A 13,075-nucleotide genomic window follows, 5' to 3' on the forward strand; every position below is an offset into this window, starting at 1 on the left:
GTCACCGGCTGAATCGGGCCACCAGCTCGACATGCGGCGTGTGGCGGAACTGGTCGACCGGCACCACGGTCTCGATCCTGTAGCCGCCGTCGATGAGGAGCCGCGCGTCGCGGGCGAAGGTTGCGGTGTTGCAGGACACCGCGATCACGACGGGCACCTTGCTCGCAGCGAGTTTCAGCGCCTGCGCCTGCGCGCCCTGGCGCGGCGGATCGAACACCACGGCGTCGAAGTCGCGCAGCTCCGGCGGCACCAGCGGGCGGCGGAACAGGTCGCGCGGCTCGGCCTTGATCGGCTTCAGCCCGGGCGTGCGCGCAGCCTTCACAAGCGCGGCGACGGCGCCGGCGTCGTTGTCATAGGCGGTGACGCGGGCCTTCTCGGCGAGCCTCAGCGCAAACGGACCGACGCCGCAGAAGAGATCGAGAACCTCCTTGGCCTTGCCGACGCGCTCGGCGACGAGAGACGCCAGCGCCTCCTCGCCCGCGATCGTTGCCTGCAGGAACGAGCCCGGCGGCAGTGTCACGTCAGTGCGGCCCATCTTGACCGTCGGTGGCAGACGCTGCAGCACCAGCTCGCCATGCCGCGTCAGCCGTGCCAGACGATGCTGCTCGGCGACGCGCGAGAGTGCCGTGACGAGCGGTGTCGGCAGCGGGCCGGAGCCGCGGACGTCGACATCGAGGCCGTTGGCGGTCGCGGTGACCTGGATGTCCAGCGGCTTCGTCACCGGCATTCTGGACGTTAGCGGTTCGGCAAGCGCCCAGGCGGCGTCGAGCGCACCCTCGAGCCCGGGATCGAGGATCGGGCAGCGATGGATCGGGATCACGTCGTGCGAACTCGCCGCCGAGAAGCCGACCTTGAGGACGTCGTGCGTGCCGAACCGGCCGTGCAGCGTGACGCGCCGGCGGCCCGCGCCATGGGCATCGACCAGCGGCGCCACCTCGCAGTCGATGCCGGCCTGGGCCAGCGTCTCGACCACGATGCCGCGCTTCCAGGCGTGGTACGGCGCGGGCGCCCAGTGCTGGATGGCGCAGCCGCCGCAGATGCCGAAATGCGGACAGAACGGCTCGATGCGATCGGGGCTTGCGACATCGACCGCGAGCAGCTTGCGGCGGTCGGGATGGTTGCCGGCGACGTGGTCGACCTCGACGGTCTCGCCGCCGAGCGTGTAGGGCACGTAGATCGCTTCGCCGGCCTCGAGGCAGACGCCGTCGCCGCGATGGCCGACGTGATCGATCCTCACGCGCTCAACCACGACGCGCGCCCAGGAAGAATTCGATATTGCCGTCGCCGCCCGTGATCGGGGAGGGGAACACCTCGATATCGGTGCAGCCGAGCGAGGCGGCGAAGGCCGCGATGTCGTCGCAGATCTCCCGGTGCACGGCAGCGTCGCGGATGATGCCCTTCTTGTTGTGCTTCCGCTCGGCCTCGAACTGCGGCTTGATCAGTGCCAGCAGGCTCATCGGCGCCGCTGCCAGCGACAGCGCCACGGGCAGCACCGTCTTGAGCGAGATGAAGCTGACATCGATGACGACGACATCGGGCCGCGCCGGCAGCCGCTTGCCGTCATAGCTGCGGATGTCGGTCTCCTCCATCGACACGATCTTGGGATGGTCGCGCAGCGAGGGATGCAACTGGCTGGTGCCGACATCGATCGCGAACACCAGGCTGGCGCCGTTCGCCAGCAGCACCTCGGTGAAGCCGCCGGTGGAGGCGCCGACGTCGAGGCAGACATGGTCCTCGATCTCGATGCTGTAGCGCTCCAGCGCGCCGGCGAGCTTGACGCCGCCACGGGAGACGTAAGGATGCGCCGGCTCGGCCTGGATCACCGCGTCCTCGGCGATCGTCTCCGAGGGCTTTGCGACCTGCTTGCCGTCGGCGGTGACGAGCCCGGCCTCGATCGCCGCGCGCGCCCGGGCCCGGCTCTCGAACAGGCCGCGCTCGACCAGCAACACATCCGCACGTTTGCGGGCAGGGGACATCGGCTCTCCGGACGACGATTGAAACGTCTATGGTGCGATCAATCGCGCGGCCGCCATCCGGACGCAAGCCTCGAACGCGGCCAGATCGTGCCAGACGTCAATCGGCATCTGCGCCGGCGTCACCAGCGGGCAGCCGTGCAGTTCCAGCGCATGGATCATCATGAGGTTGTCGACGAGGCCAAAATCCTCGACCGTCAGCCCCTGTGCATCGACCAGCCGTCCGTCCTCGGAGGTCACGTCCATGAAGCGGCCGACACGGTCGGCATACGCGGCGCCGTCGTTGGAATAGGCCAGGCAGAACTTGCGGCGGCCGGCCATGTAGCCGAGCTCGTAGACCGTGCCGGGGTCGGCGCCGGCGCCGCGGAACGGCGTGAGATTGGCGATGATGACATCGGCCTCGTCCATCATCGCCTCGTTGCCGCAGAAGATCTGCCGCGAGGCGTCGGGCGCGGTGAGGTCGATCGCGTTGTCGAGGGGGAAGAGGCCGGTTAGGCCGTGCGCGGCGCAGATCGCGGCCTTGCGCCGGCCGATCTCAACCGCATCCGGCAGGAACACGTCGGGACCTGCCAGATAGATTTTCATGGCCGTGAGCCGCTTCGCCGAGGTCGAAGCTCGCCTCAGGCGAGCTTGACCGTCTCGGTCTTGACGTCCTTGCCGAGCGCCTCGAACACCTTGGCGACGATGCCCTTGGCGTCGAGACCGGCGCGGCCGTACATCGCGGCCGGCGTGTCGTGGTCCTGGAACACGTCGGGCAGCACCATGGAGCGGAAGCGCACCATGCCGCTGTCGAGCGCGCCCTGGTCGGTCAGGAACTGCGCGACATGCGAGCCGAAACCGCCGACCGAGCCTTCCTCGATCGTGATCAGGATCTCGTGGTCGCGGGCGAGCTTGAGAACCAGCTCGGTGTCGAGCGGCTTCATGAAGCGCGCATCCGCGATCGTGGTCGAGAGGCCGTGGGCGGCGAGCTCGTCGGCCGCCTTCTCGCATTCGGCGAGGCGCGTGCCGAAGGAGAGCAGGGCGATCTTGCTGCCCTGGCGGATCATGCGGCCCTTGCCGACCTCGAGCGGAACGCCAACTTCGGGCATCTCGATGCCGCGGCCTTCGCCGCGCGGATAGCGCAGCGAGCTCGGACGGTCGTCGATCGCGACCTGGGTCGCCACCATGTGCACGAGCTCGGCCTCATCCGCCGCCGCCATGATCACCATGTTCGGCAGGCAGCCGAGATAGGCGTTGTCGAACGAGCCGGCATGCGTCGCGCCGTCGGCGCCGACCAGGCCGGCGCGGTCGATGGCGAAGCGGACCGGCAGGTTCTGGATCGCGACGTCGTGCACGATCTGGTCGTAGCCGCGCTGCAGGAAGGTCGAGTAGATCGCGCAGAACGGCTTGTAGCCTTCGCTCGCAAGACCGGCGGCGAACGTCACCGCGTGCTGCTCGGCGATGCCGACGTCGAAGGTGCGGTCCGGGAAGGCCTTGTTGAAGATGTCGACACCGGTGCCCGACGGCATTGCCGCGGTGATGGCGACGATCTTGTCGTCCTTCTGGGCTTCCTTGACGAGGCTCTGGCCGAACACGTTCTGGTAGGCCGGCGCATTCGGCTTGGCTTTGGCCTGGGTGCCGGTCGCGACGTCGAACTTGACGACGGCGTGGTACTTGTCGGCAGAGGCTTCCGCCGGGCCATAGCCCTTGCCCTTCTGCGTCACGACGTGGACCAGGATCGGGCCGGTCTCCATGTCGCGCACGTTCTTCAGCACGGGCAGGAGATGGTCGAGATTGTGGCCGTCGATCGGGCCGACGTAGTAGAAGCCGAGCTCCTCGAACAGCGTGCCGCCGTCCATCATGAAGCCGCGGGAATATTCCTCGACGCGGTTGGCGCGGTTGGCGATGATCTTGGGCAGGCGCTTGTTGATCTGCTTGGCCGCATCGCGCAGCGTGCGATAGGTCTTGCCGGAGTAGAGCCGCGACAGATAGGCGCTCATGGCGCCCACCGGCGGCGCGATCGACATGTCGTTGTCGTTGAGGATCACGATCAGGCGCGAATTCATCGCACCGGCGTTGTTCATGGCTTCATAGGCCATGCCCGCCGACATCGCGCCGTCACCGATTACGGCGATAACGTTGTTCTTGCCGCCGGAGAGGTCACGCGCGACCGCCATGCCGAGGCCGGCGGAAATCGAGGTCGAGGAATGTGCCGCGCCGAACGGATCGTAATCGCTCTCGCTGCGCTTGGTGAAGCCGGACAGGCCGCCGCCGGTGCGCAGCGTGCGGATGCGGTCGCGCCGGCCGGTGAGGATCTTGTGCGGATAGGCCTGGTGGCCGACGTCCCAGATCAGCCGGTCGCGCGGCGTGTCGAAGACGTAATGGATCGCGGTGGTCAGCTCGACCACGCCGAGGCCCGCGCCGAAGTGACCCCCGGTCACCGAGACGGCGTCGATGGTCTCCTGCCGCAACTCGTCGGCAACCTGGCGAACCTGCTCGATCTTGAGCTTGCGCAGGTCATCCGGCGTCTGGATGGTGTCGAGAAGCGGCGTTTTACTGTATGCGTTCACGGCGATTTCCAATTTGTCAGCGCCGGAAGATCGTTCCGGTGCGCGATGGGTTTGCACAATATCGGCGCAGCGCGAGTCCTAAAACCGTCGGAGCCACCTGCATGGGGCGAGGCCCCGTCTTCAAGCTTAGGTGAGCTCAGGTGCGCTCCGGTTCAGTCTCTGTGATCCCTGTCACTTAGATCGGCTTCGTCCGTCCCAGCCAATTCACTAGCAGATTGAAGCGCTTGTCGTCGGTAATCGGTGCCCACGCAAGGCTTACAAAAAGCCACACTCCGCGCAGCTTTACACCAAAGCTTGGGCCAAAGCCAACCCGCCGGACCGATTACCGGCATCCACCTGCAACCCGCGGGCCAGAGTGGTTAATCCTGGTCCCAGCTGTAGGGTTCCAATCTTTGCCCGGTTCTTCGGCAGGATTTTGGGCGAATGGAAGGCCATTTTGGACGGATTCGGAGGGGGAGAGGCCCCTCGCGAGCGAGTTCCGCGACCTTTCCGGCGGGCCGCCCCGACCCCATGAGCGAAATCAGCCGCGTGCGATCATGAAAAAATGCAGGCGGCCGATGCCTGGGACGGGCGGCTTTGAACGGCCGCCCTTACTGCACGTCGAGCGGCGCGGTTCCGATGGCCTGACCGCTGGCATCGGTGGTGATCTTGTCGACGCGCGCCTCGGCCTGACGCAGCAATTCCTCGCAGCGGCGCTTCAGCGCCTCGCCGCGCTCGTAGATCGTCACGGATTCCTCGAGCGGCACCTTGCCGTCCTCGAGCCGCTTCACGATCGTTTCGAGTTCCTCGATCGCGCGCTCGAAGGTGAGCCTGGAGACGTCGATTTGGGTATTTTCGGCCATATCCGTTTCCGATTGCCCGATTCGCGTTCCTTGCAGAGAAGGGGCGTTTTGCGGGCTTAGTGTGGCGGGATCGTCAAGCGCCCATCAGGGCGCCGACATGCGCCGTAACAGATTCTTTCAATCCTTGCAGGTCATAGCCGCCCTCGAGCACGGAGACAACGCGCCCTCCGGCGCTCTTGTCGGCAAGGTCCATCAGCTTGCGTGTGACCCAGGTGTAGTCCTCCGCGCGCAAATTCAGCGAGGCCAGCGGATCGCGGTAATGCGCATCGAAGCCCGCGGAGATGATGACAAGCTCGGGGCTGAATTTTTCGAGCTGCGGCAGGATCAGATGCTCGAACGCGGCGCGGAACTCGGGTCCGCCGTCTTCGGAGGCGAGCGGCGCGTTGACGATGGTGTCGTGGTCGCCGCGCTCGCCCTTCGCACCGGTACCCGGAAACAGCGGCATCTGATGCGTCGAGCAGTACATCACGGTCGGGTCCGACCAGAAGATGTCCTGCGTGCCGTTGCCGTGATGCACGTCGAAATCGACGATGGCCGCACGCTTGATGCCGTATTTGCGCTGCGCGTGACGTGCGGCGATCGCGACATTGTCGAAGAAGCAGAAGCCCATGGGCTTGCCGATCTCGGCGTGATGTCCGGGCGGGCGCACTGCGACGAAGGCGTTGCGATGCTCGCCATTCATCACGGCTTCGGTCGCGGCCACCGCGCCGCCGACGCCGCGCATCACCGCTTCCCACGTGCCCGGCGACATCGAGGTGTCGCCGTCGATATAGACCTGACCGCTGGTCGGCGCGATGTGGCGCAGCTCGGTGACGTAATGCTCGTTGTGGCAGAGCGTGACGAGGTCGAGATCGCCTTCCGGCGCTTGGTCGCGCACCAGGAACTGGAAGCGCTCGTGCGACAGCGCTTCCTCGACCGCCCGCAGGCGGTCGGGCCTTTCGGGGTGTCCGGGCGGCGTGACGTGGTCGAGGCAGGCCTTGTGGGAGAGGAGAAGCGTGCTCATCAGGTCGGCCTCATGGGATGCGGGCTCTTGACGTCGTTGGCGCATCCGGCGCCAAAACGCAATGCAAAACCCAATCTATGCACTTGGCCTGGAATGGCAAAGGATTGTCCCGGACCGGTCCGTTTGATCCGAATCAATTCACGCGGAGGATGCGGGTGAGCGGCAGCGGACCGATCGGTCCGTGCGCCCTGAAGAAGGCGAACAGGGCGTCCGCGTCGTAGCCGCCATATTGCGGCGCCGTGCCTTGCTTGGCGACCGTGAAACCGTCGCCGCCCACGGCGAGGTAATCGTTGACGGTGACGCGGTAGCCGCTTCCAGGCTCGACCGGCCTGCCGTTGAGCATCATCTTCTCGAGGCTGATGCGCTCGCCGAATGGCTTGGTCGCATCCCAGGTGTAGCTGAAGCCGTTCGAGACCTGGAGAATCCGCGGCCGCTTCGGATCGAGCCATTGCTGCTCCAGCATGTCCTTGAGCTGGCTGCCTGTCAGCGTCATGGTGACGAGCCGATTGCGGAACGGCTGGCTGGCGAAAACGTCGCCGAAGGATATGGCGCCGTTCTCCTTCGGGACGATGTCGGTGCGGATGCCGCCGGGATTGGTGAGCGCGATCACCGCGCTGCCGTCCCTGGCCTCCCTGGTGGCGGCAAGCTGCGCGTCCGCGATGACGTCGCCGAGCGCGCTTTCGCCGGCCTCGTTCGGAACGCGCGACAGCGTTTGCGTCACCGATCCGGCCGGACGGTTGGCGATCGGTGCGGAGAGCTTGTCGTAAGCCTCGATCAATGCAGTCTGTTCGGGATCCTTCGCCAGCGAGGCATTGGCGACGATGACGTTCTCGCCTTTGGCACTGACGATGTCGCGCGTAACAGGATCGAGCTTGAGGTCGATCGCGGTGACCAACGTGCCGTATTTGTCGCCGCTGGTGACGAGCCGCCCGTCGATATTGCAGACATAGGCGCGGTGCGTGTGGCCGCTGACGACGACGTCGACGGCGCGATCGAATTTCTTCACGATATCGACGATCGGCCCGGTAATGGCCGGGCATTCATTGTAGTCGCCGGAGGGCTCACCACCCTGGTGGATCAGCACCACGATCGCCTCGACGCCGCGCGCCTTCAGCTGTGGCACCAGCGCGTTCACCGTTTCGGCTTCGTCGCGGAACTCGAGGCCTGCGATGCCTGATGGCGAGACGATGCCCGCGGTCTCCTTCAAGGTGAGCCCGATGAAGGCGACGGGGATGCCCTCGAACTCCCTGACCTCGTAGGGCGGCAGCACGCTTCTACCGGTCGCGGTCTCCACGGTGGACGCCGCGAGATAGTGGAATTTGGCGCCCGTGAACGGATGCGGCCCCTGGCAGCCGTCAACGGGATGGCAGCCGCCGTTCTGCATCCGCAACAGCTCGGTCTTGCCCTCGTCGAACTCGTGATTGCCGACCGATGTGATCGCAAGTCCCATCATCGAGAGCGCCTCGACCGAGGGCTCGTCGTGAAACATTGCCGACAGGAACGGGCTTGCGCCGATCAGGTCGCCGGCGGCGACGAAGATCGTGTTCTTGTGCCCCTCGCGCAGCTGCTTCACCAGCGTCGCCATGTATTCGGCGCCGCCCGCCGCCACCATCACCCTCTTGCTCTTGTCCTCGGGATCGCCGATCCGGATCCCGCCCGGCGGCGGCCGCAGATTGCCGTGGAAATCGTTGATCGCGAGGACGCGCAGCTCCACGGGCGCTGCGGTCTGGGCCGCGGCGGGGAGGGTGGCGAGTGCGAGCGTGAGGGCGGTCAGGCGGAAAAGATGTCGCATGGAACCAGACTAATCGTTCCGCGCGAAGTTTTCACGAAGCATTGTCGTGAACACGGCGTTCTCTTCCTTCTCCCCTTGTGGGAGAAGGTGGCGCGAAGCGCCGGATGAGGGGTCTTCCTCCACAAGGTTAGGTTCGAGTTGGAGGAGAGAGACCCCTCACCCGTCTCGCCGCTATCGCGGCGAGCCACCCTCTCCCACAAGGGGAGAGGGGAAGAGGACCTACCGCTTCTTCCTGTTCGCAAACGCGTTGAACGCGGCGATCGCTTCGTCCGACTTCAGCCGTTCGCCGAACAGATGGCCTTCCTGGTCGATGCGGCGGGTGAGCTCTTCGGGCGGGGTGCGCAGCAATTTGCGCGAGGTCGCGACCGCTTCCGCCGGAAGCCGGCAGATCTCGCGAGCAACCTTGCGCGCCTCGACCTCGGTATGTCCCGGCGAGACCACGGTGTTGACGAAGCCCGCCGCATGCGCCTCCGCGGCGGTGAAAGTCCGCCCCATCACCAGCATCGCGAAGGCGCGCTGGTAGCCCATCGTGTTCGGCATCAACAGGCTGGCGGCGCCGACCGGAACGAGGCCGAGATGGATATAGGGCGCGGAGAAGGTCGCAGCGTTCGAGGCCAGCACATAGTCGCAGTGGAACAGCATCACGGTGCCCATGCCGATCGCGGCGCCGTCCACGGCTGCGATGATGGGCTTGACGTTGAGGGCAAGCGAATAGAGAAATTTTGCGCCGTCCGACAGCGTCTCGGGGCGCGACGTGTCGGCATGCATGAAGTCGTCGATGTCGTCGCCGGCGGTGAACACGCCGGAGCCGCCGGTGATGATCATGCAGCGGATGTCGGGATTGTTCTGCGCGGTATCGATCGCGCGGCTCATCTCGCGGTACATGTCCTGCGTGATCGCGTTCTTCTTGCTCGGGCGACGCAGGGTGATCACGCGCGTTCCGCGCTCTTCGGTGACGACGATATTGCCATTCGGCATGTGAGCCCCCTGCGCTCGCCGCGACGCTTGCCTTTGGCGAGTCTCGCAAGCCTCAGCCTACATCATCTCGCAGGCGTGCCAATCCGCCCGCCCGGCCTTTTCAGGGCCCATCCCCGTGATCCCGGCGCATGCCGCCGCCGCGGCTCTCTCCCGTTGCGGAACCGCACTGCGCCGGATCAGGCCGGTTGTATCGCTTCGCACATGCAGTTGCGCATTGCAACAAATGGCTACAATGTTTCATTTGAAAAACCGGTGGTTGTAAGGCACGATCTCGCCCGATGCCATTCCATTTGGCCGATTGCTCGATTGATGATTGCCACAACGGGCGTTGACGAATCCTCGTTACGCTATCGCGGCTGGCGCGTCGTGCTGGCCTGCTTCCTGATGGCGTTCTTCATGTTCGGCTTCGGCCTCTACGGCCAGGGCGTCTATCTCGCCGAGCTCCAGCGCGCCCATGGCTGGCCGGGCACGCTGGTCTCCGCCGCCAGCACGTTCTCGTTTCTCCTGACCTCCGTGCTCGTCATCTTCACCGACGATCTGCTCGCCCGCATCGGGCTCCGCGCGCTGATCCTGTGTGGCCTGTCGGCGCTCGGCGCTTCGACCGTGCTGCTGGCGTTGATGCAGACGCCCTGGCAGCTCTATCTCGCCTATGCGCTGATGTCGGTCGGCTGGACCGGTATGGGGACCGTGGTGATCGCGACCGTGCTGAACGCCTGGTTCGAACGGCGCCGCGGGCTCGCGCTCAGCCTCGCCTTCAACGGCGCGACCTGCGGCGGCATCGTCCTCGTACCGCTGTTGCTGTCGCTGACCGGCAGCATCGGATTCCGCTCGGCCATGCTGGCCGCCACGATGGCGATGGTGGTGCTGGTGCTGCCCGTGGTCGTCATCTTCATCGGCTGGCCGGCACAGACGTCGCCTGCATCGGGCGAGCGATCGTCCGCCGCCGCGGCGGCGCCGACCCATTCCCGCAAGACGCTGCTCGCCAACGCGGCGTTCTGGACCATGGTGCTGCCGATCGCGATCGCGCTGCTGGCGCAGATGGGATTCATCATCCACCAGGTGACGTTCCTCGAGCCGCTGATCGGCCGCGCCAGTGCCGGCCTCGCGGTCACCCTCATGGCGGCGATGGCGGTGGTCGGCCGCCTGTCGCTCGGCCTGTTCGTCGACCGGCTCGATCCCAGGCTCGCCTGCGCGGCGTCGATGACGAGCCAGGCTGCGGCCTTGTTCGTGCTGCTCCAAAGCACGAGCCCGACCGTGCTGCTCATCTGCTGCGCCGTCTACGGCTTCTCGATCGGCAACATGATCACGTTCCCGCCCTTGATCATCCAGCGCGAGATCGGTGCCGCTGCCTTCGCCGCCGCGATGGGGTTGGGCACCTCGATCAGCGGCATCGTCAGCGCCTTCGGCCCCGGCATCATCGGCCTCGTGCGGAGTTTTACGGGCAACTACACGACGGCGTTCGCGCTGTGTGTGGCGCTGGATCTCGTCGCGGCCGGAATCGTGCTGTGGCGGCCGGGGCGACGAGCGAAGCTCGCCGCTTCGTAGCTACGGATTCCACATATTCGCTGTCATCGCCCGCGAAGGCGGGCGATCCAGTATTCCGAGAGAGCAGTTACCGAATCGAGAAGCCGCGGCGTACTGGATTCCCCGCCTTCGCGCGGAATGACAATGGAGAGGAGGAGAGGCCTCCTCATATATCGCGGTGGCAGGCCTATCCCTTACCCCAGCAACACCGCATCCGCCGCAGCGACCGACTCCGCGCTCTCCGTCACCGTGCGCTCGAGCGCGCCGGCCTGCACGCTGATGTTCTCGGCGAAGAAGCGCGCGAGCGAGACGTAGCGCGCGGCCTCGGTATTGCCGCCGGCCTTCGCGGCCAGCGCTTCGGAGGCCAGCATGCAGCCGCCGAGCGTGGCGCCGAACTGCTGCAAGTACGGCGTCGCGCCGGCGAGTGCTTCGTTCGGCGCGGAGGCCATGCGCTCCAGCAGCCATTGGCTGGTACGCGTCAGCGCCTCCAGCGCCTCGCGCAGCTTTGTACCCGTGGTGCCGAAAGCGGGATCGTTGGAGGCTTCGACCTGCTTCACGGTAGCCGAGAGCTCGTCGAGCAGCGCCCATACCGCAGCGCCGCCATTGGCCGCGAGCTTGCGCGTGACGAGATCGATCGCCTGGATGCCGTTGGTGCCCTCGTAGATCGCGGTGATGCGCGCATCGCGATAATACTGTGCCGCGCCGGTCTCCTCGATGAAACCCATGCCGCCATGCACCTGCACGCCGAGATAGGCGACCTCGTTGCCGATGTCGGTGGAATAGCCCTTGGCCATCGGCGTCAGCAGCGCCGCGCGGGCGGCGGCGTCCGCGCGGACCTTCGGGTCCTTGGCGCGCGTCGAGACGTCGATCGCGACCGCGGTCGCATAGCAGATGGTGCGCGCGGCGGCGGTCTGCGCCCGCATCCGCATCAGCATGCGCTTGACGTCCGGATGCACGAAGATCGCGTCCGAGCCGTCGCCCTTCTTGCCGACGGCGCGGCCCTGCTTGCGCTCCTGCGCATACGACAATGCCTGCTGATAGGCGCGGTCGGCGACGCCGACGCCCTCGAGGCCGACGCCGAGGCGGGCCTGGTTCATCATCGTGAACATGCAGCGCATGCCCTGGTTCTCCTCGCCGACCAGGAAGCCGATCGCGCCGCCATTGTCGCCCATCGTCATGGTGCAGGTGGGGGAGGCGTGCATGCCGAGCTTGTGCTCGACGCCAGAGGCAAAGATGTCGTTGCGCTGCCCCAGCGAGCCGTCTTCATTGACCATGAACTTCGGCACGAGGAAGAGCGAGATCCCCTTGGTGCCGGCGGGTGCGTCCGGCAGGCGCGCCAGCACGAAATGCACGATGTTGTCGGTCATGTCGTGCTCGCCATAGGTGATGAAGATCTTCGTCCCCTTGATGCGATAGGTGCCGTCGGCCTGCTTCTCGGCGCGGGTGCGCAGCGCGCCGACGTCGGAGCCGGCCTGCGGCTCGGTAAGCTGCATCGTGCCGGTCCACTCGCCGGAGATGAGCTTTTCGAGATAGATCTTCTTCAGCTCGTCGCTGCCATGGGCATCCAGCGCCTCCATCGCCGACGCCGTCAGCAGCGGGCAGAGGCCGAAGGCGACGTTCGAGGCGCTCCAGATCTCGGTGCAGGCCGCGTTGATCGCGAGCGGCAGGCCCTGGCCGCCGAAATCTTCCGGGCCCGAGACCGCGTTCCAGCCACCCTCGGTCCAGCGCTTGTAGGCGTCCGGCCAGCCCGGCGCGGTCGTGACCTTGCCGGCGTCGAGCTTGATGCCGTGCTCGTCGCCGACTTTATTGAGCGGCGCCAGCACGTCGGTTGCGAACTTGCCGGCTTCCTCCAGCACGGCGGCAACGATGTCGCCGTCGAAATCGCCGTAATGGCCGGCCTCCACGGCAGCCTTCAGGCCGGCGCCATGGTTGAGCGACAGCAGCATGTCAGAGATCGGCGCGCGGTAGGTCATGGCTCACTCCCCGTGGACAAATATTGGCGCCGTATTCCCATGAAACGGGGGAGGTCTCAATGGCCGCGATACGGGACCGCACCGGGCCCTTGCCGGGGCCTATAATAAGGTGTGGCGCGTCCCGAGCCGACGGCCCGCGGTATTTTGCCCCTCCAGGCGGTTGAAATGCTGCGCCGCTCCCTATAGACCGGCTGCGACCGAAGGGAATCTGCGGTAGCCAGTTCTTCCGCCCCGTTCCCCGGTCGCCTGTTGGGGCGTAGCCAAGCGGTAAGGCAGCGGATTTTGATTCCGCCATTCGGAGGTTCGATCCCTCCCGCCCCAGCCAGGTGCAACGCCCTGAATTTCCTTCCAAATCAGCTTTGTTCTCAGTCGCGTTGTGAGCGCGTTTGGAAATTCGTTTGCCCGGGCATTTGGAAATTCTGTGCTGTTTTCGTTTCCCCG

General features: G+C 66.0%; 10 protein-coding genes and 1 tRNA gene. 2 read left to right on the forward strand and 9 right to left on the reverse strand.

The window, feature by feature from the left end:
* Position 1 precedes the first annotated feature (1 nt).
* The 8 genes from NLM15_RS11405 to NLM15_RS11440 all read right to left on the reverse strand — a co-directional run bounded on the left by NLM15_RS11405 (position 2) and on the right by NLM15_RS11440 (position 9,137).
* On the reverse strand, positions 2-1,249 hold the full coding sequence (locus tag NLM15_RS11405) for a methyltransferase (RefSeq protein WP_254117051.1): 1,248 nt from the start codon (positions 1,247-1,249) through the stop codon (positions 2-4).
* Positions 1,242-1,976, reverse strand: a complete 735-nt coding sequence (locus NLM15_RS11410; protein ID WP_254117052.1) for a TlyA family RNA methyltransferase — start codon at positions 1,974-1,976, stop codon at positions 1,242-1,244. The genes NLM15_RS11405 and NLM15_RS11410 overlap by 8 nt, the downstream gene beginning before the upstream one ends.
* Before the next feature lie 27 nt (positions 1,977-2,003).
* A complete protein-coding gene (locus tag NLM15_RS11415; RefSeq protein WP_254117053.1) occupies positions 2,004-2,558 on the reverse strand; it encodes a nucleoside 2-deoxyribosyltransferase in 555 nt (184 codons plus the stop codon).
* A 35-nt stretch (positions 2,559-2,593) separates the two neighbouring features.
* Positions 2,594-4,522 carry a 1-deoxy-D-xylulose-5-phosphate synthase gene (gene dxs, locus NLM15_RS11420; protein WP_254117054.1) on the reverse strand — a complete coding sequence of 643 codons (1,929 nt, stop codon included), beginning with the start codon at positions 4,520-4,522 and terminating at the stop codon, positions 2,594-2,596.
* A gap of 590 nt (positions 4,523-5,112) precedes the next feature.
* Positions 5,113-5,364, reverse strand: coding sequence for an exodeoxyribonuclease VII small subunit (locus NLM15_RS11425; protein ID WP_027568726.1), 252 nt, complete (start codon positions 5,362-5,364; stop codon positions 5,113-5,115).
* 73 nt (positions 5,365-5,437) lie between these two features.
* Positions 5,438-6,367: a histone deacetylase family protein gene (locus NLM15_RS11430; protein WP_254117055.1), complete on the reverse strand. Its 930-nt coding sequence runs from the start codon at positions 6,365-6,367 to the stop codon at positions 5,438-5,440.
* Between the two features lie 133 nt (positions 6,368-6,500).
* A complete protein-coding gene (locus NLM15_RS11435) occupies positions 6,501-8,159 on the reverse strand; it encodes a bifunctional UDP-sugar hydrolase/5'-nucleotidase (protein ID WP_254117056.1) in 1,659 nt (552 codons plus the stop codon).
* Positions 8,160-8,378: 219 nt separating this feature from the next.
* Positions 8,379-9,137 carry an enoyl-CoA hydratase-related protein gene (locus NLM15_RS11440; RefSeq protein ID WP_254117057.1) on the reverse strand — a complete coding sequence of 253 codons (759 nt, stop codon included), beginning with the start codon at positions 9,135-9,137 and terminating at the stop codon, positions 8,379-8,381.
* A gap of 309 nt (positions 9,138-9,446) precedes the next feature.
* Between NLM15_RS11440 and NLM15_RS11445 the strand changes: the two genes are divergently transcribed.
* Positions 9,447-10,682, forward strand: a complete 1,236-nt coding sequence (locus NLM15_RS11445) for an MFS transporter (protein ID WP_254117058.1) — start codon at positions 9,447-9,449, stop codon at positions 10,680-10,682.
* A 173-nt stretch (positions 10,683-10,855) separates the two neighbouring features.
* Here the strand turns inward: NLM15_RS11445 and NLM15_RS11450 are convergent, their stop codons facing one another.
* A complete protein-coding gene (locus NLM15_RS11450; RefSeq protein ID WP_254117059.1) occupies positions 10,856-12,634 on the reverse strand; it encodes an acyl-CoA dehydrogenase in 1,779 nt (592 codons plus the stop codon).
* Between the two features lie 250 nt (positions 12,635-12,884).
* Here NLM15_RS11450 and NLM15_RS11455 point away from each other — a divergent pair.
* Positions 12,885-12,959, forward strand: a tRNA-Gln gene (locus NLM15_RS11455).
* Positions 12,960-13,075 lie beyond the last annotated feature (116 nt).

Source organism: Bradyrhizobium sp. CCGB20, from assembly GCF_024199855.1.
Lineage (GTDB): Bacteria > Pseudomonadota > Alphaproteobacteria > Rhizobiales > Xanthobacteraceae > Bradyrhizobium.